Origin of the sequence: Haloarcula sp. CGMCC 1.2071, assembly GCF_037078445.1 — an archaeon.
GTDB lineage: Archaea > Halobacteriota > Halobacteria > Halobacteriales > Haloarculaceae > Haloarcula > Haloarcula amylolytica.
On the sequence record NZ_JAYMGY010000001.1, the window covers coordinates 564,892 to 588,454 of the forward strand.

Consider the following 23,563-nt stretch of genomic DNA (forward strand, 5'->3'; position numbering starts at 1 on the left):
ACAACGCAACGCTATGTCCGATACGCCGCACCTGTTGTACGTAGGTCCTACCGACGATGACGCGGACACAGCCACACCAGACACACCGGCCCCAGCCACACTAGTCACCAGCGCGGCAGACGCGCTGTCGGAGCTGGCCGACCGCGACTACGCCGCCGTCATCTGCGAGCAAGAGCTCCCGGGGGACGAAACGGGTCTGGACGTGCTGGCGGCGATACGCGAGCAATACGACGCCCTCCCGGTCGTTCTCTGTACGGCCGAACCGGACGGCGAGGTCGCCGCCCGTGCGACGCAGTTGGCCGTCACCGAGTACGTCCCGCGGAGCGACGTGGACCTGGCGACACGGGTCGGCGACATCCTGACAGGGACCGACACGAACGCCGACAGTCCAGCCGATCCCATCGAGCGCAAGCACGAGCTACAGACGAACAACGCGGCGCTTCGGAAGCTAGCACAGCTCGCAACGGAAGACGGGCTCACGGAGACCGAAACGGTCGAACGAGTCCTCGAAATCGGATGCCAGCGGCTCGGCGTGTCACTTGGCTTTCTGAACCGGATCGCGGACGGGACACACGAGGTCGCGGTAATGGTCGGCGATCACCCCCGCTTCGAGCCCGGGGCCACGACCCCGGTCGAAGAGACCTACTGTGATCGGGTCATCGAGACCGGCGAGATGTACGAGGTCGCCGACGCTACTGACGTGGCGGGCGGTCCGCCAATCGCACAGAAACCCGGGATATCCTGCTATATCGGGAGCGAACTCAGCGTCAACAGGACGACCTACGGGACGCTGTGTTTCGCCGACAGCGACCCGCGTCCGGAGCCGTTCTCGGACTCGGAGCAGGCATTTCTCGAACTGCTGACCGAATGGATGAACCGCGAACTCGAACGCCGCCGCCGCGAGGACGAACTCGAACGATACGAGAACATCATCGAAGCGGTCGACGACGGCGTCTATGCACTCGACTCAGAGGGGTATTTCGAGTTCGTCAACCAAGCAATGACCGACCTCACTGGCTACTCCGAGTCGGAGCTGCTCGGCGCCTACACCGGGTTCATCAAGAACGACGCTGTCGTCGAGCGCGCCGAATCAATCGTTCAGGAGATGATATTCGGGGACCGCGACGACGAGGAATCGTTCGAACTGGAGATTCAGCAGGCGTCGGGGAACTCGTTCCCCGCCCAGGACCACATGACGCTGCTGTACGACGACGACGAGCGATTCGCTGGGACCGCGGGCGTCATCCGGGATATCACGGAACAGAAACGGCGCGACGAGGCGCTGTCCGGACTGCTTGATACGACTCGGTCGCTCATGCAGGCCAAGACACCCCAGGAGGTCGCCGAAACAGTCATCGAGGCGACCGAGTCGGATCTCGGGTTCGACCACTCGCTCGTCAGGCTGTACGACGAGGAGGCGGACACGCTCCGACCGGTCGCAGCCAGCGACAAGGTCCCGGAACGACCGGTGTACGACGCCGACGAAGGGTTCCCCGGCGACGCGTTCCAGCGCGACGAGCCGCTGATCGTTGACGAGTTCGAGCGGATCGACAACTACGACTCCGACGTGCTGACAGCGGTGATGTACCTCCCGATGGGAGACCACGGAGTCGTGAGCATCGGTGCGCGACAGGGCCACGAGTTCACCGAGTCGGACGTCTCCGTCGGCAAGATTCTCGCGTCCAATGCGGCCGCCGCGTTCGACCGCGTCGAGCGTGAGCGAAGCCTGTTACGGTACGAGTCAGTGTTCGAAAACGTCCGTGACATGATGTACGTCCTCGACGACGAGGGTCGGTTCCAGCTGGTCACCGAACCGCTCGCAGAGTGGCTCGGCTACGAGCGGGCGACGCTTCTGGGCCAGCACCCGCGCGTTGTTCTCGACCAGGACACTATCGACGAGTTCGCCTGTCGTATCGGCGACCTCTGCCGCGCGGGCGGAACCGGGGCGGTCCAGCTCGAAGCGGCGCTGGAAACGGCCAGCGGAGGGACGCGTCCGGCCGAAATCGAGGTATCGCTGCTCGACGCGGACCAGTTCCGCGGCACTGTCGGCGTCGTCCGGGACCTGACCGAACTCAAGCAGGCGCGGGCAGAGCTGAAAGACGAGCGTGACCGGTTCTCGTACCTGTTCAACACGCTCCCAGACGCCGTCATCGAAACGGAGACGGTCGCGGACGAGTCGGTCGTCAGGTCGGTCAACCCCGCGTTCTCTGACGTGTTCGGGTACGGTCAGGATACGGCTGTGGACAGTCCTCTGTCCGACCTCCTCCGACCACCGGACACTGCACACGACGAACTGCCCCAGTTCGACGACAAGCAGACGAACGGCGACCCCTTCCAGACCGAACTCCGACTGATGACCGAGACGGGGTTCCGTGACTTCCTCTTCCGGGGCGTGCCGTACAGCCGGGACGGTGACAGCGTCCGCGGGTTCGGTATCTACACCGACATCACTGAGCAGCGCGAGCGCGAACGCCGGCTGAAACTGCTCAACCGCGTCCTTCGGCACAACCTCCGGAACGACCTGACTGTCGTCCTCGGGATGGCTGACGCGCTGGACGAGCGTATCGACGACGAGGACCAGCGGGCCATTCTCTACAGGCTTCAGCGAAAGGCGGAGGAGATGGCGTCGCTGAGTGAGCGGGCGCGCGACATGGAGCGTTCCGTTCGCCGCGACCAGTACGGCGTGGACCCGGTCGACGTGCCCGCAACCGTTACGGATACCGTATCCTCGTATCACGACGAGTACGCCGGTGAAATCAAAACAGACCTCCCGGATGTGTCGGTTACGGCGGGTGATGGGCGGCTACATCGAATCCTCGGTGAACTCCTCGAAAACAGCCTCGAACACGCCGGCGACGACCCGTCGATTAGCGTCGACGTGACGGCCGACCAGCGAACCGTCTCAATCACTGTCGCCGACGACGGCCCGGGGATTCCACAGCACGAACTCGACGTCGTGACCGGCGACGAACCGATTACACAACTCCGTCACGGGACGGGACTCGGCCTGTGGCTGGTCGTCTGGGTGACCGAAACCTACGGCGGCACCGTCGACTTCGCTAGCGGCCGGGACGGCGGGACAGTCGTCACGCTAGAACTGCCTCGGTTGGATACCTAGATGGCGTCGCGGATCCGGTCGGCGAGCACGCTGTACTGCTCCGTGCCCGTCCCCTTCTGGACCACGGCAGTGACGCCGTGCTCCGCGGCAGCATCTGCGACGTCGTCGTACTCGCGGGCCGTAAACAGCAGGAACGGGATGTCAACGTCGTTCTCTCGGAGCGCAGCACACAGCTCCATCCCGTCGAGTCGGGGCATCTTGTAGTCACTGACGACGGCGTCGAAATCGCCGTCAGTTGCCAGGTCCAGTGCCGCCTCTGGGTCGGCTTCCGTCGTGATCTCGAACCCGTCTTCCTGTCCCAGAAACGTCCCGACGATGTCCAGAACGTCTACATCCTCGTCTACCAGTAGGACCTCGATACTCATCGGTTCTAGGTCCGTGGTTCCCCGATAAAAACTCTCGGTCACCGCATCGTATTCAGGTCGACGACGACCGCCTTATCCACGGTAATCCACGTCGACAGTTTGGCAATGCCGGAGAGCCCCCGTGGTGACACGGTACAGCGGTCCGGTTCGCCGGTGTACTCAACCACGGTCATCGACAGGTCGTGCGGGGCCTGCGTTCGCTCGGCGGTCGCGTTTCCCGCACCGTCCGGGTCGAGACTCATCGGTAATGGATATCTCTCAGGGACGATGTAAAACGGCTGCTAAGAGGTCTCTATACCGCTCCGGAGAGCTATGCCGCCTGGCCGGTGTCGACTTCGCCGTCGATGCGGACGAACCCGTAGTCACACTCCGGGCAGTGCCACTTGATCTTGGTCCCCAGGTGCATCGTCGTGCTCGCGACCTTCCAGAAGTCGCGGTACTCTTCGCATTCAGGACAGTAGTGTTCGAGTTCGAGGCCCATATCCAGTTGTTTCCGCGGGGGTACAGTTGAATTTCCCGGTTCCACTCGGGGCGTCGAAGCAGGCAAACCGCTCGAACCCCTGTATCCCAGTATGATTCCGAGCGCGTACGAGCCGACCCATCCGACCGAACTGGCCGTCGACGCTGAATCGCTGCCGCCGTCGGCGACCGAGACGGCGACGTTCGGCATGGGCTGTTTCTGGGGGCCGGACGCCCGCTTCGGCGCGACACCGGGCGTGGTTAGGACACGAGTCGGCTACGCCGGCGGCACCGACCCGGACCCCAGTTACTACTCGCTGGGCGACCACACCGAGGTCGTCCAGGTCGAGTACGACCCCGAGGTAGTGCGCTATGAGGACCTGCTTGACGTGTTCTGGGCGAATCACGCGCCGTTCTCTGCCCCTCTGAAACGCCAGTACCGCGGCGTGGTGCTGGCTCGTAACGATCAGCAGCGTGAAACCGCCAAGCGGACGCGCGAGGAACTCGAATCGCGGACGGGGAAGTCAGTCGAGACGGCAATCGAAGCCCTCGACCGGTTCTACTTGGCAGAGGGGTATCACCAGAAGTACGAGCTCCGCTCGACGCCGGTGGTCGCCGACGAGCTCGAAGACCGCTACGGCGACGCGTTCGTCGATTCGACGGTCGCCGCCCGGCTCAACGGCTTCGTCGCTGGCCACGGCGAGGGTGACGAACGCGAGGCGCTGTTCGCCGAGCTGGATATCTCGCCGGCTGCGCTCTCGGAAGTGCGCCGCCGGCTCTGAACGCGGTGTTGGCGGTCTCCAGTCGCCACGGGCTGCCCGCGCGCCCCAACGATTCGCCCACGGCTATAAGACGCTGGCAGTGCCAGATTCAGCTATGACTATCTATACCGGCCGCGGCGACCAGGGCCAGACGGATCTCCGGAACATGGAGCGGGTATCGAAGGACAGCCGCCGTATCGAGGCCTACGGGACCGTCGACGAGGTGAACGCGCTGGTCGGGGTCGTGCGGCCGACCGGCCACGACGACATCGACGAGAAGCTCCGGGTGATTCAGAACCACCTCCACATCGTCCAGGCCGACTTCGCCAACCCCGACCCCGACGAGGACGACCCGCGGATACAGGAGTCCCACGTCGAGACGCTCGAAGACCTCATCGACGAGGCCGATTCGGAGCTTGACCCGCTCGAATCGTTCATCCTTCCCTCCGGTTCCGAACCCGGGGCGAAGCTCCACCACGCCCGTGCGGTCTGTCGGCGCGCCGAGCGCCGCTGCGTCTCCTTTGCTGCCGAGGAGGCTGGCGTCAACGAGACGGCGATCATCTACCTGAACCGCCTCTCTGACGCCCTGTTCACGCTCGCTCGCCTCGTCAACAAGCGCGAGGGCATCCGCGAGGAGAATCCCGACTACTGACGCTGTAGGACGTTTTTTGTCGGGTAGGTAGCCGTCGTGACTTGACTCCATGCTAGCGCCGGCGGTTCGCAATAGCAAAGTGACCGGCCCGGAAGGGTGAGGTATGAAAGCGACCGCGAAGGCACATCCGATTCAGGGGCTGGTCAAGTACCACGGGATGCGCGACGAGGAACTGCGACTGCCGTACCACGACAGCATCTCCGTCTGTACCGCACCGAGCCACTCGAAGACGACGGCCGCCTTCGACCCGGACCGCGAGGAAGACGTGTACGTCATCGACGGCGAGGAGGTCACTGGCCGCGGTGCCGAGCGCATCGACGCCGTCGTGGACCACGTCCGCGACCTGGCGGGCATCGACCACGGCGTCCGCTTCGAGTCGGCGAACAACTTCCCGACGAACATCGGCTTTGGCTCCTCCTCCTCGGGCTTTGCCGCCGCGGCGATGGCCCTCGTTGAGGCAGCAGGGCTCGACATGACGCGACCCGAGATATCGACGGTCGCCCGGCGCGGCTCCTCCTCGGCCGCTCGCGCGGTGACGGGCGCGTTCTCCCACCTGCGGACCGGCATGAACGACAAGGACTGTCGGAGCGAGCGCATCGAGACGGACCTCGAAGACGACCTGCGGATCGTCGCCGGGATGGTCCCATCCTACAAGGAAACCGAGGAAGCCCACAAGGAGGCTGCCGAGAGCCACATGTTCGAGTCGCGGATGGCCCACATCCACGGCCAGATCTCGGACATGCGCGACGCGCTGTACGACGGCGACTTCGACGCCGTCTTCGACCTCGCCGAGAAGGACTCCCTGTCGCTGGCCGCCGCGACGATGACCGGTCCCGCCGGCTGGGTGTACTGGCAGCCCCGCACCATCGAGATTTTCAACGCCGTCCGGGAGCTCCGGAACACCGAGGACGTGCCGGTGTACTTCTCCGTCGACACCGGCGCGAGCGTCTACATCAATACGACTGAGGAGTACGTCGGCCGCGTCGAAGAGACGGTCGCCGACTGCGGCGTCGACACCCGCGTCTGGGATGTTGGCGGCCCCGCACAGATTCTCGACGAGGACAAGGCGCTGTTCTGAACCGGCACTGATCGAATCGTCGCTCCCGAGCACAGGGTTAACCCGACGCCGTCCTAACCGGAGAACACAATGCGCGTCGCCGTTCTCGGAGCCGGATACGCCGGGCTCACGCTCGCCAGAAAGCTCGAACAGACTCTTCCCGATAGCGTCTCGCTGGTCGTCGTCGACGAGGAGCCCGAACACCTCGTCCAGCACGAACTCCACCGGGTCGTCCGCCGGCCGTCGCTGGCCGACGAGATCACTGTCGACCTCGACGCCGTCCTCGACTGCGAGGTCCGACAGGCGACGGTCACGGACGTTTCGCCCGACGAAGGGACGGCGACGCTGGATGGCTCCGAGACGCTGTCCTACGACGTGGGTGCGGTGTGTCTCGGTGCGCAAACGGCCTTCTACGACCTTCCGGGCGTGCGCGAGCACGCGGCGCCGCTGAAGCGCCTCGACGACGCCCGCGAGATCCGCGAGCAGTTCCTCGACCTCGGCGACGGCGACCGCGTGGTCGTCGGCGGCGCTGGCCTGTCTGGCGTGCAGGTGGCCGGCGAACTGGCCGAAATGGCCTCGGACAGCGATATCGAGGTGCTGCTGCTCGAACAGGAAGACGCCGTCGCGCCGTCGTTCCCGGCGTCGTTCCAGTCGGCCGTCCACGACGCGCTGGTCGACGCCGGCGTGACAGTCAGGACCGGAACGGGCGTGGCCGGAGCCGATGCCGACGCGATTGCGCTCGAGGACGGCACGGACCTAGCGATGGACCAGTTCGTCTGGACCGGCGGTATCGAGGGGTCGCCAGCGCTCGATGCCGACCGCCCCGTCGTCCGGGCGGACCTCCGACTCGGCGAGTCGACGTTCGCCGTCGGCGACGCCGCCCGGGTCGTCGACAGCGACGGCGAGGCCGTGCCGGCGAGCGCGGCGGCGGCCATCCGCGAGGCCCGCGTGGCCGCGGACAACATCGGGACGCTCGTCGACCAGCAGCAGGGTGGCCCCGGCGATTTCCAGCCCCGACTGACCCAGTACCAGTTCAACGTCCCTGGGTGGCTCGTCTCGGTCGGCGACGACGCCGTGGCGAAGGTCGGCCCCTCTATCCTCACCGGGCGGGCCGCGCTGGCGCTCAAGACGACTGTCGGCGCGGGTTATCTCGGAACGGTCGGAGCCGTCCAGAACGCGGTCGACCTCGTCAGCGAGGAACTGGACCTCCACGACGAGAAGCCGGACAGTGAGTAAGAGGCAGGAAAGCGGCCCGGGTGACCCTCTCAAAGACGAGAGATTTTCACGGGCGTCAGCACGAGCGGGTACCTGAAACCCACGGCGGAGCGGAAGTTAACACATATATCCGACACCCGTGTATCCCGACGTTATATGCAATTCTGTGATGAGTGTGGTTCGGTAATGCACACGGAGGGCGACACCTGGGTGTGTCGCTCCTGTGAAAACGAGGCGCCCCGGGACTCGCAAGCAGAAGCGGCGATGGCGACCCAGGATGCACAGCGGGATGACGGGGCACCCGCCGTGGCCGACGCGACCCAGAGCACCTCCGAGACGATGCAGGAGCCCTGTCCGGCGGACGACTGCGACAGCGACCGGGCCTACTACGAGATGCTGCCGAAACCGGGCGGTTCCTACGAGGTTCGGCTGTTCACCTGCGTCGACTGCGGCCACAAGTGGCGCGAGTCCTGACGGCGTATCTCGCGAACCCCGCCGGGTACATATGCAGAGACCGATTCAGCCCCGCAACTCCCGGTGGTACTCGGTCTCACGTAGGACCAGACATCGACTTCGAACCAACTCTCACACCGTTCTTGTCGGTCAACGAGCGGTTGGTTCAACGTCTCCGACACGAAAGGAAAGGAGCCTGTGCTGCGTGGAACCGCTCTATGCAGCACGGCAGTTCTGTCCGTTACGAGGGGATGCAGTCAAGCTGAAAACAGTACAGCGGCGCGTCAGTCCTCGCTGTCCGCAGTTACGTTCCCGAGTACGTCGTCGGGCTCGATCCAGATGACGAACTCGTCCTCGCCGTCGCGGTCGACGACGCCGTTGATGTACTCGCCGTCGACCGGGGCGGTGTTCACTTCGGATTCGGCGACAGGGACGACCTGCCGGACCTCGTCGACGATCCAGCCCATCGCGCCCTGTTCCTCGAACACACCTGCGTCGAAGACGACGATGAGGTTCTCAGTCCCGTCGCTGTCGATGTCCATCATCGCCTTGGGGTTGAGAATCGTCGTAATCTGCCCGCGGAGGTCGACGACGCCCTCGACGTAGTCCTCGGTGTTGGGCACGCGGGTGACCGTCTCGCGTTTGACGATCTCCTCGACGTAGTCGATGTCGAGACAGTAGTACTCGTCGCCGAGCGCGAACTCGAGTACCCGGACCATCTCTTCCGTCTGGGTCGCGTCGTCGTCGATAGCCGCGGCGCGAGCGCCGCCTTCGGTCGTGGCGGTGTTGTCCGACGCCATCGCCTCCTCGATGAGTTCCTGGTCCGGCAACTCGACGCCGGTCGGCCCCTGCATCGGGCTGGCCGACGCCGAAAGGTCGTCCGTCGGCTGGTCGGCAACACCGGTGTCGTCGTTCTCAGTGGACACCTGGGCGGAGGCCTCAGCCGCTCGCTGTGCGGCGGCCATCGCGTCAGTGTCGCTCTGATCAGTCGCTGCGCCGTCGGCGCCAGTGTCGCTGCCGCCGTCGTCGGTGGCCTGTTCATCGGCAGCACCCGCTTCGTCAGCCGCGTCACCGCTGGCGGCCGCTGAGTCCGTGGCGACTGCCTCAGTTGCTGTCTCCTCGGTTTCGCCCTCGTCGGTGGGCTGCTCACCGGAGCCGTCCGCGGAGGCGTCGTCTGTCTCCTCGGTGTCGTCGGTGGTTTCTGCCTTGTTCCCCTCGCGCATCTGCCGGATGCGCTCCGCCCTGTCCATGCGTTCGTCGTCACTCATGCTGGTACCTCTGTGTCGGTAAAGCCGAACTGCTCGTCGAGTTCAGCGGCGATGTCCTCGAAGACGGCCGCCATGTCACACGATTCCTCGGTCGCGAAAATCGATTGGCCGGCGCTGAACGCGCGCTGAAGCGCTACCCGTTTGCGGACCTCCCAGACCGGGCTGTCCGGGAACGCCATGTTGAACCATTCGAGCATCGTCTCGTCCTCGGACGTGGTCTCGACGCGGTTGGCGACGACGCCGAGCGTGTTGATCGACGCGTCGGTCTGGCGCTCCATCGCGGCCATCTGATCCATCAGCAGTTCGATGGCCCGCTCGGAGGTGGCTTCTGTCAGTGCGGGGATGAGGACGTTCTGTGCGGCGTACATGCCAGTGTCGGTCAGCTTCCCGTAGAACGGCGGGCAGTCGATGATAACGTAGTCGTAGTCGGCATCGAGTGTCGACAGCGCCCGGTCGAGCGTGTCGAGCGCATGTGACCCCGTGACCATCTCCGGCGTGATGTTGATCGCGAACGAGGCCAGCGCGGCCTGATCGATATCCCCGCCCTGGGTGTTGACCCGGGCGATGAGGTCGGCGATGGTCAGTTCGTGCTCGGCCTGGAGCATATCGATGCTGGAGGGGATCACGTCCATCTCCTCGCCTTCGCAGATAAGCTCACCCAGCGCCGATGGGTCGCCGGTCAGTGCGTCGAACAGCGTCGGGGGGTCGGCGTCGTACGCCTCGACGAGACCCACGCCTTCCGTGGCGTTGCCCTGGGGATCGAGGTCGATAAAGAGGACGTCCCGGCCGCGGTCGTTCAGTGCACCGGCTACGTTGATAGCAACTGTCGTCTTTCCGGTCCCGCCTTTCGCGTTGGTCACACAGAAGCGGGCTGGACCGGTTTCTGATTGCCGGTTCATCATCCAAGTGTCCACAGGTCGACTCCGAGTCACTATAAAAATGTGGTCCCGATTATCAACGTCGCAACTGGGGGACGGAACGCGGACGAGACGGAAACGCCCGCGAGCGTGTGCATGACGGCCGTCTGACGGTGTGCAAGATTTATGATTGTGTAGATTGAAGGGTCAGTATCATGACCATCAACCCGCGTGACTACGACCTCGACGAGTTACGGAAGATGGCTCGTCAGCGGGGGAACGGGATGAGCGACGAAGACGTCCCGGACCCGACGGGCCTCGACATGGGCCTTGACGACTCCGACGAAGAGGTGCTTGCGGGGAGTTCGTTCCGCTCCGGGCTGTACCGTGAACTGCTGCCGTTCCTCGGCGGCGACGCCAACGAGAAGCCCTATCTCGAAACATTGCCCGAGACCTACGCCGCGGAGTTCGTGGTCTTCGAGTGGCTGGAGTTCCTGCTGATGCACTCCGGGTATCAGGGGGCCGACGAAGCGCTCGAGTACTACCGATCCATCGACTGGATCACCGAGGACGTACAGGACGACCTCTCAGACTATCTGCTCGGCATCGACGAGTCGGCGACGAACGACGACAACGAACTGAGCGTCGACGACCACATGCTGAGTCTCGTCTACGTCGCGAAGCTCACTGCGATGACGTAACTCTCGTTTTCAGCACCAGTTTTTCGCTTCGAATCCCCGCTACGGAAGGGGTTTCAGTATCAGCCACCTGAGAGGACAGCTATCAGTCCTGAATACTAGGGAGAGGATATATATCGGGCGGTCGACAAGGACGACCGTATATGAGTGACGAGGATGCGGACGACGGCACCGGGTCCGAATCGGACGCCGGTGTGTCGTCGGACGGCGCTGCCGCTGTTCCGGTCGGGGTCAAACTCGGGAGCACCCGGACCGTCATTGCCCTGCCGGGCGAACACGGCACGGAGAACCGGATCATCAAGACACTGACGTGCATGGCGACGTACGAGGACGCCCTGACCGGTGAGGAGAAGATCCTCTATGGCGAGGAAGCGGCCCGGGAGTATCCGGACCGCGTCGAGTACATGCTTCGGTCGGGGCTCCCCGAGGACGCCGACCGGGCCGAGATGACCAAGACGTTCTTCGAGGCGATCATCGAGGAGCACGACATTCCGGCAAACAGCGGCGTCGTGTACGCCATCCCGACTATCGACAACCCGACCGGGCTGGAGAACCTCCAGAACGTCATCGAGAACTCCTCTATCGGGCTGGAACTCGTCGAGAGCTATCCGGAGTCCCTGTGTGGCTCCATTCCGGCCTTCGGCGACGACCTGGAAGCCATCGACGAGATCTTCGTCGCCGTCAACATGGGGTCGACGAACCTCGAAGCCTCCGCGTACCGCCGCGGTGAACAGCTCTCTCCGTTCACGACGGGTGCGGTGACCGGGAACGAAGTCGACCGGATGATCGCCAACTACGTCGAGGAGGAAACGCAGGGCCGTGTCAACATCGACAACCAGACCGCCCGCGAATACAAGGAAGAACACGCCGACTTCGTCGATTTCGAGCCGTTCACGGACATCATCCAGCAGCCCGGCGGCGGCTCACACGAGTTCACCATCGAGCGCTCGGTGATGGACGCGGTCAACGAGTATCTCGACGATGCTGTCGACGAACTGGCGAACACGTTCCTGCCGGAGCTGGCGAACGATTACATGAAAGTGTACCAGCTAGCACTGGACCGGCCGATCGCCATCACCGGCGGCATGGCCTGTATCCCCGGCATCGTCGACGAGTTCGAGGAACGACTCAGTGCGGAGCTGAACCGTGACATCGAGGTCATCGCCGCCGACGAACCGGACGTCGCGCCGACCATCGGCGCACAGCGGATCGCGGCGCGTCTCGTCGAGACCAACTAGGGGTTCCGCCAGCAGTTCAGCCACCGTTCGATTCTGGGCTCGGACTGTGCCATTTCGTGACCACGATCGGTCGAGAGCAGTTCGAATACGTCAGTGTCGATTCCAAGGCGGGTCGCGTCGGTCGAGAGACCACCACCCTGTCGCTCCTGAGACGAACCCCCGCTGAGACGGGTACGTGGCATGTGACCGAGTACGGAGACATGATACCTAAAGCCAAGTCAGACAGCCGTCTGCCGGCTGACGTACGGTAGGGGGTCACGGCGTAGTCGACAGGGCTGCCGTGACCGAAGAACAGCAGCACGATATGCTCTCGAACCAGATTAATTTACTACAACGATATCAGAATAGATACGTGAATATCAAGTCCTAAGGCCTATTCTACCCGGTAATGGGAAAAATTATCAACTTAGATAATTTCGATGGAGATCCGCCCGACGTTCTCACCGGCACCGGTTCGGGCGGACTCCTCTCGGCCGGATATCTCCACGATGGGCCAGCACTGGGAGCCGTCGACGACGACGAGACGGCACAGTTCGCCCTCACCAGTCGCAAGCACGGCATCGAAATCGGCACGTCGGAGTCCGGCGAGACGGTGCGACCAGGAAGTAACTACCGGATGATCGGGATCGTGACTGACAAGCGGTTCCTGTTGCTGGTGGGCGACGACGACGGCGACACGCGGTTCGCCATCCCACACGTCGATATCGACCAGATTTCGGGTGACCGGTCGCTCGGACACGGCCGGATCACGTTTCGGCGGTGTGGCGACACGGAGTGGCAGGTCCACTGTGGCAAGCAGGGGCTGGTGGACCTGACGGCGTACCTCTCGCACGCGTCACAGGCGTGGGTCCGCGTCGAGAATATCCTGGACGAGGTCAAGCGGCTCCTCGTGACGGCGACCGAGCAGCGCGACCGCGGGGACCACGAGCAGGCACTGGAGACGGTACTGGAAGCCGGGGACCGCCTCGACGCGGCCGGCGAGACGGCCACCGAGTTCGGGCCGCCCGGAGACGCGAACGCGCTCGAAGGGCGTGTCACGACGGTGCGGGAGCGCCACGTTGCGACACTCGCGGAAGTCCGCCGGAGCCGCGCCCGGCGGGCGGTCGACACCGGTGAGCGGCACTGGCGGGAGAACGAGTTCGAAGCGGCGTACGACGCCTACGAGGCGGCGCGAGCGGAGTACGACGAGCTCTTTTCGCTCCCGACAGAGGCCGTCACCGATCTTCCGGATATCCGCGCCGAGCGGGACCGGCTCGACACAGTCATCGAGGACCTCGAACAGTCGCCGCTACGCACTGCGGTCGCGGCCGACAACGAGGCCGTCGCGGCGGAAGACCCCGCTGTCGCCGCCGATCACTGGGCCGAGGCGCTCGAAGCCTACCGGGACGTCCTCGAACTCGACTGGGGCGCGGACGAGCGGCGGTTCGCCGGCGACCCCGAGAAGGTCCGGGACCGACTGGGGGCCGTCGCGGAGAACCTCGTCGCCGCGCGGCGGACGGTCGCGACGGACGCGATGGAGGCCGGGGACTGGTACGCCGACGCCAGCCAGCCCGACGCCGCGTTAGCGGAGTACGAGACGGCGCAAGCGGCGTTCGAAACTGCGCTGGCGGACGCCAGAGACTGTTATCCGGACGCCACCGACCACCTGAAAGCGGAACTGGATGCCGTGGAACAGCGACTCTCGCGGACGGAGGCCAGACTCGATGGCGAACCCGTCGACGTGGACGACCGCTTCGACGAGACTGGGACAACGCCGGACCTGGACATCACGACCGCCGACGAACGCTCGCCGTCACCGACTGACACGACCGACCTCTCGGATATCGAGAACGGTATCGACGGCACCGATCCGAAAATCGACTCGACGGGACACAGCGGGTCGTAGTCCCCACCAGCCATCCGTTCTCGGCTGGCCGTCCATTGCCTGTGACCGTCCGCGCTCTGCAGAAACTGTGTAGCGGTGGCGCTATCGTCACAGAATGAGGGCTTCTAATCAGTGGCGTGTGATGATATAGCATAATTCAGCCGTGTCAGGCCGTCTCCCGGCCGGGCCGACTATGGTCAGGAGAAAATTTATATCCATTAGTGGAATATATACAATTATAATGGATTGCACCAACTGTGGCACGCGGATGTCATACAACGATCAGACGACAAAACTCACCGAGTTCGTCTGTCCCAGTTGTCACGAAACCGTCATCGACTGGAAGGACGAGGCCCGCAACGCCCGCGTTCACTGACCGGTCCAGCCCACTTTTCCACCGACAGTCCCACTCTCAGCCACTGCTCTGGCTACTGACGGCGTTGCCGATATCTCTGCCTCGTCGCTGACTCGTGTTGCGGCCACGCTATGGGCCGCCCACCTGACGCTTCACTGGCCACTCAGCGACGTAACCTACAAGAGCGTGCAAATTCGTTCAGGAACGATTGCCGAATGTTTTTATATTTCAGGAGGGGATAACCGAGCAATGGGAAATTCGCCACGCATCGGCTGTCTCTACGCCGACGCCTGCACGGACGAGCAGGCAGCGGCGTACGACTGGTGTCAGGAGACAGTCGACGATGCCGAGCGATGCGCGCTCTCGTCGGTCGATCCGACCGAGTACGATGTCCTCTGGTGGCATCGGGACGAACTGTTCGACGAGCGAGCGCTGGCCGACGCGCCGGCCCTGGCCGCGTATGTTCGTGACGGCGGTTCGCTCCTGCTGACACTGAGCGCGCTTTCGGCCGTCGAGCCGCTTGGGTTCGACGCCGTCGCGCCCGACGCCACCGGCTGGGAGGAGATTCCGGAGCCGACCGGCCACCTCTGGCAGGCCCTGTACGCCGACCACCCAATCCACGCGGACTACGACACCCTTCGCGTCCACACCCGCGGGGCCGGCGTCACGATCCCCTACGCGAGATACGAGTCCATCGCGCCCCAGTCCGGGGACGTGCTCGCGAGTACGGTCCGTGGCGACACCGACGTGGTCAAGCAGATGTCGATTCTCTCCTGGAAGCCCGGGGCCGGGCAGGTGCTGGGCATCGGGTCGTCCGTAGCGTTCGCCCAGCCGACCCACGACGTGTGCCGGGGCAACCGCGAGACGCTCATCGAGAACGCGCTGGGATTCCTGGCGACGGCCGAACGGCACCCGCTGACCGGCCGTCCGAAGGACGTCGACACGTTCGGGCAGTTGCGCGAGCGGCTCGGCGATGACCCGAGTCGCCCGTCTTACCACGTAACGCCGCCGGCGAACTGGCTCAACGACCCGAACGGCCTTATCCACTGGAACGGTCGCTATCACCTGTTCTACCAGTACAACCCGGCCGGGCCGTTCCACAACACGATCCACTGGGGCCACGCCGTCAGCGACGACCTCGTCCACTGGGAGGACCGCCCGGTGGCGCTCACGCCCTCGCCCGACGGCCCGGACCGGGACGGCTGCTGGTCCGGCTGTGCGGTCGACAACGATGGCGTCCCGACCGTGCTGTACACGGGCGGTCGCGACAAGCGCCAGCTTCCCTGTATTGCCACCGCAGCGGACGACGACCTCACGGCCTGGGACAAGGACCCGGACAACCCCATCATCGAGGAACTGCCGACGGAACCGGAGGTGCTCCGCACCGAGGATTGGGAGGGGGAGTTCCGGGACCACTGCGTCTGGCGCGAGGACGGGACCTGGTACCAGCTCATCGGGGCCGGCATCGAGGGCGGCGGCGGGGCGGCGCTGCTGTACGAGTCTTCCGACCTCCGGGACTGGGAGTATCAGGGACCGATCCTCGCCGGCGACCGCGACACCGCCGGGACCGTCTGGGAGTGCCCGGAGCTGCTCGACTTCGGTGACCGACAGCTCCTCCACATCTCGAATTACGAGGACGTGGTGTACTTCCTCGGGACATACGATGACGGTGAGTTCGACGTCGACCGCCGCGATAAGCTAGACCACGGCGACTTCTACGCCCCGCAGTCGATGTGGACCGACGACGGCCGCATCCTGACCTGGGGGTGGCTCCCGGAAGCCCGCGACGTGAGCGGGCAGTGGGACGCCGGCTGGTCCGGCGCGATGTCGCTCCCCCGGGAGCTGTCGCTGGCTGACGACGGCGGCCTGTGCCAGCGGCCGGCCCCCGAGCTCACCGAGCTACGGGGCGAGAACACCGGCTACGACGTGGTGCGCCTCGACCCCGGCGACACCGAGCAGTTGCCGGTCGAGAGCCGGTCGTTCGAACTCCGCGCCACCGTCCGGCTGGAAGACGCCGAAGCCGTCGAGCTGTCCGTCCTCGAATCGCCGGACGGCGAGGAACGGACGCCAATCAGATACTCCTACGAGAGCGAGATCGCCGTCGACCGGTCGGCGTCGAGCATCGACCCGCAAGCGACCGGCGATACCCAGTCGATGCGAGTCCAGCCGTACGACGCGCCGCTGTCGCTGCGCGTCTTCGTCGACGGGAGCGTCGTCGAGGTGTTCGCTAACGAACGGCACTGCCTGACCAGCCGCGTGTATCCGACCCGCGAGGACGCGACCGGTATCTCGCTGTCGGCCGACGGCGGGCGCGCCACTATCGCGTCGCTGGATATCTGGGAACTGGACTCAGTCTGGTAACCAGCCCGACTGGATTCCTGCGAAAAGACGGATTCCGCGCTCGTTACTTTGACTCGGTGCCAGTCTCGGTTCGGGTGCCGTAGCTCCCGGCGCTGGTCTCGTTGCCCTTTCCGCGCCGGATCAGTTCCCTGTCCGTCAGCGGCAGCGTCTCGCCGTCCAGCGGGATGTGCCAGTGCCCGAGAGTTCCGATGATACGCGTTCGGCTCCCCTCGACATCGAGCCGGAGCGTCGGGCCGAGCGAGCCGCCGAACCGACGCATCTGCTCGGATTCGGACAGATGGGCGATTTCGTCCAGCGTGTCGCCGTCGAAGTCGTAGTAGTTGAAGAAACTCTGGACCAGCACCTCGTCGCCGTGGGGGAACGCCATCCACGAGTAGGACTGGAACGGCGCATTCTCGGGATTCGTGGCGACGAGTCCGGACTCGTTCAGCGGGACGTACTCGCCGCGGAGGTCCGTCGCGACGAAGCCATACAGCGCGTCGAAGCCCTCGACCCCCGGCGCGAACGTGTGGAGGTGGCTGGAGATGAACAGGTAGTACAGGCCCTCTCGATACACGACGTGGGGCCGTTCGAGCTCCTGATTGACGCCGACGGCGTCCAGCAGCGGGTCTTCGAGGTCCCACTCCAGCGGGTCGCCCGTCGGCGAGCGGGCGACGCCAACGCTCCCGTTGAACTCCTGTAATGCGGCGTCGCCATCGCAGACGTCGCTCCCCTCCGGAACCGGCGTGTTCGCTTCGAACAGGAGCCAGGTCTCGCCCGTCTCGGGGTCCTCGAAGAACCACGGGTCGCGGAAGGTGTATATCATCCCGCGGGACTGGTCTTCGCGCTCGTAGCGGTCGCCGTCGGGCTGGAGCAGTTCGTGGTGGGTCCACGGCCCCGAGAGCTCGAACCCGTCCGTCGTGTCGATGCTGCCGCCGCCCGCGCCGACGATCCGCTGCGTGTAGGTCAGGTCGTCGGCTCCCTCCTCGCCGGCCGCCGTATAGAACAGATAGACGCTGCCGTCGTCGTACAGCGCGGACCCGGCCCACTGGCGCTGGCCCAGCGCGTCCTCGAACACCGGGCCGGCGTTGTGCCAGTTCCGGCCGTCGTCGGAGTAGAAACAGCGGATAGTCGCCACGTCGTGGCGCTTGCCGGGTAGCAAGTCGGACGGAGCCGTCAGCGAGAAGCAGACCCGGTAGCCGTCGACCGTCGCCAGCGTGCCGTCGCGGTTGCGGAGGAACCAGGTATCCCAGATGTGGACCTCAGGGATCTGTTCGGTCGCGGGCGGGTAGACGATGGGGGCAACGGTGTCGTCGGTCCGCTCGATCCGACTCGCCTGCTCGCGTGTCCACCCGGCGCGTCCCTTCGTCCCGGGACGACCCTCGCCGAGCGCCTCGTTTGTCATAACTCACGTTGGGCCGACCACGGGTATAAATGTTGTCAGGCGGGTACCACAGGTGTTGTATGAAAGATATTCAATATTCCAGTTCTTGCGACGTAGCTGGCTGAGAAAATTGATGGCCGGTAGTCAGGTGCGGCCGAGCAGCGCGTTACTCGCCCGAGTCCTCGCTTCGGCTGACGCCCTCTGGACCGGTGATATCGAGCGGCCGGACCCACTCGTGCCAGATGAAGACGACGCCGAGGCCGTACCCCAGCGCCCAGGCGGCGCTCCCGATCCAGGGGTAGCCGAGCGTGCTGAACCCCCAGTTTGCGAGGCCCGGGAGGATGATCGCAGCGACGACCGTCAGCGCCAACACTACTGCGTCCTGGCTGTTCACGGTCGCGGCCTCCCCGTCGCTGTGCCGTTCATACTTACAGTTAGACTCGGACACTGGTGAGTCTGTCGAAACATCGAACCGTGACGGGGATCGAACTGACGCCGTAGCCGTCCCATTTTTATCATCGTATGCCCTACCCCGGATGTCGGGAATGTCTCAGAACCACACAGACCGGTCGTCTTCGGAAGACATCGAGTGGTGCTACGATGCCGTCCATCGTGTGTCGCGGACGTTTAGTCTCACAATTTCGGAACTCAACGAACCGATGGCCCGGGACATCTGTCTGGGCTATCTTCTCTGCCGTGTGGCTGACACGATCGAGGACGCCGGTCACCTCCCTCCAGCGGTGCAGACCGAACTCCTGCAGACGTACAGCCGCTCGCTCGAACCGTCGAGCGGGACGACCGTGTCGTCGTTTCACGACGCCGTCGAGGAGTGGATTCCAACGACGACGAACGCCGACTGGGAGGTCGTCGAGAACGCGGGCCGCATCGTCGACGTGTTTCACACCCTCGACGACCACTCCACGCAAACGATTCGCGGGCCGGTCCGGGAGCTCGTCGACGGGATGGCGATGTTCGTCGACCGCTACGCCGACGCCGGCGGACTGCGAATCAAGACGCTCGACGAACTCGAAGAGTACTGCTGGTACGCCGCCGGCACCGTCGGCACGCTGGTGACCGGGCTGGTCTCGCACGAAGCCACAGACGAGCAGATCGCTCAAATGGAGGAAAACGCCCGCTCCTTTGCCCTCCTGCTCCAGCTCGTCAACGTCGCCAAGGACGCCGCGACGGACATGGAAGAGGAGAACAACGTCTACCTCCCGCTTGAACTGCTCCACGAGCAGGGGCTCGACCACAGCGACGTGAGCGACACCGACAACGTCGACTCGCTGGTCCCCGTCATCGAGCAGGTCACCGAGCGAGCGGAGGGCTACCTCGACGACGCGCAGGCGTGGCTCGAAGCCATGCCGGAGACCCGCGGCAACACGCTCTCCGCGTGGGCGATTCCGTTCCTGCTTGCCGTCGGGACGATCCGGGAACTCCGCGAGCGACCCGCCGACGTCATCGAGCAGGGCAACGTCAAGATCTCCCGCGAGGAGGTCCACTCCGTGACACAGCAGTTCGGCGGCGACGGCGACCCCTCGATCGGGGAGCTGCGGGCCAAAATCCGCCAGCAACCGCTCCACCAGTACTGACGACCAACAGAGACATTCCTCTTTTCGAGGCTCGCTTCGCCGTTCACGCGAGCGCCGATTGCTCCGAACCGCGTTTGTCGTACCGCTGCACGATCTCTCTGAGCCACCAGAGCTTCAGCCCGCTCATCGCCAGCGTGGCAACCGCGGCGCTGACCGGTCGTCGACGCCAGGCGGCGTACAGCGCGAGAGCCGACGCCAGCGCGCCGCCGGTGTTACACACGTTCGGATAATCGAGGCCCATCGTTCCGTTGTCCTGCTCCCCGAGCCACCACCGCTCTGCCAGCACGGCGCGGGTCATCCAAGCATCCTCGGTGTCCGGCGGCGCGAACAGGATTGGGTTGATAGCTGTCCATAGCAGCGCCGCGGCCAAGAGTCGCCAGCGACGCTGATACACTGCGTACACAATGACAGCGCCGGTCGGAACGCGCGACCAGCCGCTCTTGGGATTCGAGTGGCGGCTCCAGAACCAGTCCCGGACGCTGTTCGGTAGTGGTGCTGTCATATCTACCTATCGACCGTGGCAGAAGATAACACTGCTGCCGGGTGGTGTGGCCCAGAGCGGCGGCCCCGATCTGATTCTCCGGGGACAGAACACTCATGTCCGCCCTGTGTGAACGCCGCCTATGGCCACAGCGGCGTCGGGACTCTCCGAGCCACAGGTACTCGCCCGGACGAAAGACCGGCTGTTCGCGGACCGCGAGGACGCCTACGTCGTCGCGGACACGCAGTTCGCCCAGCGGCGCTGGCTGGACGAGACGCCCATCGAGGCGTCCGTGCAGGCGACGCTCGCGCCGTTCAACCACGTCCAGGTCGGAACGGGCTATCCCGACCTCGTCGGCGTGCAGACGCTCTCGACGGACCTGCTGTCCGTCGACCGGCTCGGCGACCGGCCGCCGCTGATCGCTGTCGAGGCGAAGGGCTACACGGGCGGCGGTGGCGTCGACGCCGAGCGCGGGGTCGTCCAGGCCCACGACCGGCTCAACGAGGCGAACGTCGCTTTCCTGACCGCCCCGCGAAGCGGCATCTCCACCGCCGCGCGGACGATGGCCCGCGAGCTGAACGTCGGCGTGCTGGGCGTCGACCCCGACGGCTCGGTTTCGGTCCTCGAACGGCCCCGCGTGGTCGGCCACGGATCGATGGACGCCGCCTCGGCGATCCGGTTCCAGGCCAGTGCCCAGGGCGTCGCCGACCAGAACTTCGGGCTCAACCATCCGAAGAACTACATCGCTGTCCCGCTGGCCGTCTACCATGACGGCGACGCACGGGACCTGCTTGCGTCTCATGTCGTCGGGGCCGTCGACGGCGCTCTCGCCGGTGCGGAGTTCTTGAACCTGATCGACGCCGGCCAGGGATCGCTCACGCTGACACCGCTGGGTCGGGAAGTCGTCCGGTTCGCGCTCCGGACGGTTGGCAACGTTGAGGCTGCCCTCCGACGGTTCGAGGACTGGCAGCGCTCCCGCAAGCGATTCATCGACGTCGCGCCCCAGTGGGGCCAGCTCGTCCGCCGCGTCGTCTCCGACTACCCGGCCACGGAGCTGCTCGTCGACGGGCTCTACGCCTGCCACCGGGACGGGTTCCACTCCCCGTCGCTCGTCGAGTTCGTCGAGTACCTCCACGCCCTCCACCCCGAGTTCACCGTCGAACTGTTCCTCCGTGGCGACGAGACCGTTCGCCAGCGAGTGTTGACCGGCGACGGCGAACTCCGCCGCTCGGAACTCACCGACGGCAGCGTCTATCACTCACCCACCGTCTTCCAACTGAAGGCGATCTACTACCACGCCGGCATCGTGACCGACCGCGGCGCGGAACCCTCGAACCTCGACCCCGAGCGCGACGAGTGGGCGCTGTGTGACCCGCTCGTGTAGCGGCGCTGCTCCGGTGGCTCCGGTATTCCTACCGACGCATAATCCTGAAACGTGGGTAGCCCCTACAGTAGCGTAATGTCCCGAACCCTGGAGCTCCCCAACGGCGACGTCGTCTCGCCGGACGACGTGTTCTGTTACAACGACTACCCCTATCGGGTTGTCTGGCTGGAGGACGACACCCACGAGTTCGCGCTCTCCCCGCTGTACTGGGGCGACAGCGGCATGGACATCCCGTTCCGCGACCGGGAGGCGCTCGTCGACCAGTGGGAGGTCGATTCGCAGGGCCGGATGACGGCCGAGGAGTGGGCGGACTGGCTCGACGACGCGACGGCGGACCACCGCTACAGCGACGACGAGGTCACGTCGCTCGCGGCCGAGCTACCGACGGAGTGGGACCCTGAGGGCGAGGATTCTGACGCCAGCGGCGGCGGTATCCGGGACCGCCTCGGACTGTAAGTTCTGTCGCCGGAGTCTGAAAGGTATTAATCCGTTCGTCCTGCAACCCTTGGCATGGAACCGATCTGGCTCGCCGCCGGCGGAGCCGCCCTCGCCGTGGGCCTCGCGCTGGCGTTTGCGATTACCCGCCGTTCATCCGGCAGTGCGTCGAAACGCGCTCACGAGGCCGCACAGGAGCGAGACCCGCCGGTCGAACTCGGCGAGACCTACGAGTTCGGCATCACCGAATTTAGCGACCATCACTCCGGCGACCGCGTCGCTGTCGGGAAAGTCGAGGGATTCGTCCTGTTCACCGAGGACGTGCCGTCGTCTGTGTCGGCCGGCGACGTGATCCGGGCGAAGGTGCTGTCGTTCAACCGAGATCACACCTCCGCCGACGCTCGGTTCGTCGAACGCGCGTGAGCGAGGGGAGCGGGTACAGCCTCGAGGCGAGGCACGTCCCGCTCGACGCCGGATCGCCAGTCCCGACGGAGGGAGAAACCGATATGTGCCTACCACGAAAAAAACAGACCATGAGCGAATCGGACGGGCAGAGCACGCCACAGGACACCCGCGAGGTCATCATGGAGGCCACCTTTCGGGCGCTGAGCAAGCACGGCTACAAGGACTTGCGGGTCCGGGACATCGGCGAGGAGATGGACATGTCCCGGCAGGTGATCCACTATCATTTCGACGGCAAGTACGACCTGATATCTTCGTTTCTGGAGTACATCATCGACCAGTACGAGGGTAGCGTCGAGGTCGACGACGAAACCGATCCCCGCACAGAGCTCGATGTACGCATCGACCGATGCCTGTTCGGCCCGGAGTTCGACGACTTCTCGCACTGGGACCGGATGAAGGTGTACCACGAACTGTACGCCTACGCGCAAAACGACGCGGAGCACCGAGCGCTGTTCAACGAGCACTACGACCGGCTTCGCGAAAGCATCTCGACTGTCATCGAAGACGGAGTTGAGCAGGGCGCGTTTCGCGACGTCGACGCCGAACTGATGGGCCAGCTCGTCACGGACGTGATTCACGCGGCCCGGGGCCGACGGATCGCCCTTGGCCACGAGGACGCACCCGACGAAGCCAAGCGCGCCGTCAACGAGTTCATTCTCGACTCGCTGTACCCGCCGCAGTAGACGGGACTGGAAAAGACAGCGTCAGACGGGGCTGATACCGACGCTGAGCGCCCACGTCCCGGTTGCGGACGCCGCGACGACGAGCGCGCCGCCAGCGAGCGTCACGTTCTTCAGGAAGCTGTTCAGTTCGTCCTGCCGGTCCTCATCCGGCACGGCCCAGAAGTCGTGCATCGCAACCGCCGAGACGATGAGGAACGCGGCGAGGGCGACCGCCGCGACGACCGGGAAGACGCCCACGGTCACACCGAGCCCGCCGAGGATGAGGAGCCCGCCGGACGCGAGGACGGAGAATTTGGGCGCCGGGAGGCCCTTGTACTCGGCGTAGCCGGCCATCTGTTCGGTCTGCGTGAAGTGGCTCAGGCCGGTGAAGGCGAGCACGCCGCCGAAGAGGACGCGGCCGACGACGAGCAACACGACGTCGAGTCCGGGTGCCATCACA

General features: G+C 65.0%; 26 protein-coding genes. 16 read left to right on the top strand and 10 right to left on the bottom strand.

The genetic code is table 11. From position 1 onward, the window contains the following. The first annotated feature begins 13 nt into the window (after window positions 1-13). On the top strand, window positions 14-3,118 hold the full coding sequence (locus VI234_RS02960; RefSeq protein ID WP_336329196.1) for a PAS domain S-box protein: 3,105 nt from the start codon (window positions 14-16) through the stop codon (window positions 3,116-3,118). Here the strand turns inward: VI234_RS02960 and VI234_RS02965 are convergent. The 3 genes from VI234_RS02965 to VI234_RS02975 form a co-directional block, all read right to left on the bottom strand. Further along, window positions 3,115-3,483: a response regulator gene (locus VI234_RS02965; RefSeq protein ID WP_008311595.1), complete on the bottom strand. Its 369-nt coding sequence runs from the start codon at window positions 3,481-3,483 to the stop codon at window positions 3,115-3,117. The two genes, VI234_RS02960 and VI234_RS02965, sit on opposite strands and share 4 nt — an antisense overlap. Window positions 3,484-3,521: 38 nt before the next feature. Continuing rightward, window positions 3,522-3,725 (bottom strand): DUF7511 domain-containing protein, encoded by a 204-nt coding sequence (locus VI234_RS02970; protein ID WP_008311597.1) that lies wholly within the window; start codon window positions 3,723-3,725, stop codon window positions 3,522-3,524. 68 nt (window positions 3,726-3,793) lie between these two features. Beyond that, a complete protein-coding gene (locus VI234_RS02975) occupies window positions 3,794-3,964 on the bottom strand; it encodes a DUF7838 family putative zinc beta-ribbon protein (protein ID WP_004591646.1) in 171 nt (56 codons plus the stop codon). 91 nt (window positions 3,965-4,055) lie between these two features. Between VI234_RS02975 and msrA the strand changes: the two genes are divergently transcribed. From msrA to VI234_RS03000, 5 genes are all read left to right on the top strand, one after another. Continuing rightward, complete coding sequence (msrA, locus tag VI234_RS02980) at window positions 4,056-4,724, top strand: peptide-methionine (S)-S-oxide reductase MsrA (protein WP_336329197.1); 669 nt, start codon at window positions 4,056-4,058, stop codon at window positions 4,722-4,724. A 94-nt stretch (window positions 4,725-4,818) separates the two neighbouring features. After that, entirely contained in the window at window positions 4,819-5,355 is a 537-nt protein-coding gene (locus tag VI234_RS02985; RefSeq protein ID WP_336329198.1) for a cob(I)yrinic acid a,c-diamide adenosyltransferase, read from the top strand. 103 nt (window positions 5,356-5,458) lie between these two features. Continuing rightward, entirely contained in the window at window positions 5,459-6,433 is a 975-nt protein-coding gene (mvaD, locus tag VI234_RS02990; protein WP_008311607.1) for a phosphomevalonate decarboxylase MvaD, read from the top strand. A gap of 69 nt (window positions 6,434-6,502) precedes the next feature. After that, the gene (locus VI234_RS02995; RefSeq protein ID WP_336329199.1) at window positions 6,503-7,648 is read left to right on the top strand and encodes an NAD(P)/FAD-dependent oxidoreductase; all 1,146 of its coding nucleotides are present in this window, start codon (window positions 6,503-6,505) and stop codon (window positions 7,646-7,648) included. A gap of 135 nt (window positions 7,649-7,783) precedes the next feature. Beyond that, complete coding sequence (locus tag VI234_RS03000; RefSeq protein WP_049943004.1) at window positions 7,784-8,101, top strand: RPA12/RPB9/RPC11 RNA polymerase family protein; 318 nt, start codon at window positions 7,784-7,786, stop codon at window positions 8,099-8,101. 263 nt (window positions 8,102-8,364) lie between these two features. Here VI234_RS03000 and VI234_RS03005 read toward each other — a convergent pair whose 3' ends face one another. Next, on the bottom strand, window positions 8,365-9,348 hold the full coding sequence (locus tag VI234_RS03005) for a chemotaxis protein CheW (protein ID WP_336329200.1): 984 nt from the start codon (window positions 9,346-9,348) through the stop codon (window positions 8,365-8,367). Beyond that, window positions 9,345-10,250 carry a ParA family protein gene (locus tag VI234_RS03010; RefSeq protein ID WP_080505498.1) on the bottom strand — a complete coding sequence of 302 codons (906 nt, stop codon included), beginning with the start codon at window positions 10,248-10,250 and terminating at the stop codon, window positions 9,345-9,347. The genes VI234_RS03005 and VI234_RS03010 overlap by 4 nt, the downstream gene beginning before the upstream one ends. Window positions 10,251-10,420: 170 nt before the next feature. On the opposite strand from VI234_RS03010, the gene VI234_RS03015 reads away from it, so the two are divergent. Together VI234_RS03015 and VI234_RS03020 are read left to right on the top strand one after the other, a co-directional pair. Then, entirely contained in the window at window positions 10,421-10,906 is a 486-nt protein-coding gene (locus VI234_RS03015; protein ID WP_008311618.1) for a FlaD/FlaE family flagellar protein, read from the top strand. Between the two features lie 140 nt (window positions 10,907-11,046). Then, a complete protein-coding gene (locus tag VI234_RS03020; protein WP_008311619.1) occupies window positions 11,047-12,141 on the top strand; it encodes a rod shape-determining protein in 1,095 nt (364 codons plus the stop codon). On the opposite strand, the gene VI234_RS03025 is transcribed toward VI234_RS03020, so the two are convergent. After that, on the bottom strand, window positions 12,138-12,323 hold the full coding sequence (locus tag VI234_RS03025) for a hypothetical protein (protein ID WP_008311620.1): 186 nt from the start codon (window positions 12,321-12,323) through the stop codon (window positions 12,138-12,140). The genes VI234_RS03020 and VI234_RS03025 overlap by 4 nt on opposite strands. Window positions 12,324-12,529: 206 nt before the next feature. Here VI234_RS03025 and VI234_RS03030 point away from each other — a divergent pair, with 206 nt between their 5' ends. From VI234_RS03030 to VI234_RS03040, 3 genes are all read left to right on the top strand, one after another. After that, complete coding sequence (locus VI234_RS03030) at window positions 12,530-14,026, top strand: hypothetical protein (RefSeq protein ID WP_336329201.1); 1,497 nt, start codon at window positions 12,530-12,532, stop codon at window positions 14,024-14,026. A gap of 220 nt (window positions 14,027-14,246) precedes the next feature. Then, window positions 14,247-14,381, top strand: coding sequence for a hypothetical protein (locus tag VI234_RS03035; RefSeq protein WP_275039412.1), 135 nt, complete (start codon window positions 14,247-14,249; stop codon window positions 14,379-14,381). Between the two features lie 228 nt (window positions 14,382-14,609). Beyond that, window positions 14,610-16,721 (top strand): GH32 C-terminal domain-containing protein, encoded by a 2,112-nt coding sequence (locus VI234_RS03040; RefSeq protein WP_336329202.1) that lies wholly within the window; start codon window positions 14,610-14,612, stop codon window positions 16,719-16,721. Window positions 16,722-16,764: 43 nt separating this feature from the next. Here VI234_RS03040 and VI234_RS03045 read toward each other — a convergent pair whose 3' ends face one another. Together VI234_RS03045 and VI234_RS03050 are read right to left on the bottom strand one after the other, a co-directional pair. Beyond that, entirely contained in the window at window positions 16,765-18,105 is a 1,341-nt protein-coding gene (locus VI234_RS03045; protein WP_336329203.1) for a glycoside hydrolase family 68 protein, read from the bottom strand. A 145-nt stretch (window positions 18,106-18,250) separates the two neighbouring features. Continuing rightward, window positions 18,251-18,478 carry a hypothetical protein gene (locus VI234_RS03050; RefSeq protein ID WP_049943041.1) on the bottom strand — a complete coding sequence of 76 codons (228 nt, stop codon included), beginning with the start codon at window positions 18,476-18,478 and terminating at the stop codon, window positions 18,251-18,253. Between the two features lie 151 nt (window positions 18,479-18,629). Here VI234_RS03050 and VI234_RS03055 point away from each other — a divergent pair, with 151 nt between their 5' ends. After that, window positions 18,630-19,676: a phytoene/squalene synthase family protein gene (locus VI234_RS03055; RefSeq protein ID WP_050038237.1), complete on the top strand. Its 1,047-nt coding sequence runs from the start codon at window positions 18,630-18,632 to the stop codon at window positions 19,674-19,676. 43 nt (window positions 19,677-19,719) lie between these two features. On the opposite strand, the gene VI234_RS03060 is transcribed toward VI234_RS03055, so the two are convergent. Continuing rightward, window positions 19,720-20,178: a DUF6653 family protein gene (locus tag VI234_RS03060; protein ID WP_008311629.1), complete on the bottom strand. Its 459-nt coding sequence runs from the start codon at window positions 20,176-20,178 to the stop codon at window positions 19,720-19,722. A 121-nt stretch (window positions 20,179-20,299) separates the two neighbouring features. On the opposite strand from VI234_RS03060, the gene VI234_RS03065 reads away from it, so the two are divergent. The 4 genes from VI234_RS03065 (at window position 20,300) to VI234_RS03080 (ending at window position 23,124) form a co-directional block, all read left to right on the top strand. After that, window positions 20,300-21,541, top strand: a complete 1,242-nt coding sequence (locus tag VI234_RS03065; RefSeq protein ID WP_336329204.1) for a hypothetical protein — start codon at window positions 20,300-20,302, stop codon at window positions 21,539-21,541. A gap of 75 nt (window positions 21,542-21,616) precedes the next feature. Then, complete coding sequence (locus tag VI234_RS03070; RefSeq protein ID WP_336329205.1) at window positions 21,617-21,997, top strand: hypothetical protein; 381 nt, start codon at window positions 21,617-21,619, stop codon at window positions 21,995-21,997. 54 nt (window positions 21,998-22,051) lie between these two features. Then, window positions 22,052-22,399 (top strand): TRAM domain-containing protein, encoded by a 348-nt coding sequence (locus VI234_RS03075; RefSeq protein WP_336329206.1) that lies wholly within the window; start codon window positions 22,052-22,054, stop codon window positions 22,397-22,399. A gap of 110 nt (window positions 22,400-22,509) precedes the next feature. Next, window positions 22,510-23,124, top strand: coding sequence for a TetR/AcrR family transcriptional regulator (locus tag VI234_RS03080; RefSeq protein WP_336329207.1), 615 nt, complete (start codon window positions 22,510-22,512; stop codon window positions 23,122-23,124). A gap of 21 nt (window positions 23,125-23,145) precedes the next feature. Here the strand turns inward: VI234_RS03080 and VI234_RS03085 are convergent, their stop codons facing one another. Continuing rightward, entirely contained in the window at window positions 23,146-23,559 is a 414-nt protein-coding gene (locus VI234_RS03085) for a DoxX family membrane protein (protein WP_008311637.1), read from the bottom strand. Window positions 23,560-23,563 lie beyond the last annotated feature (4 nt).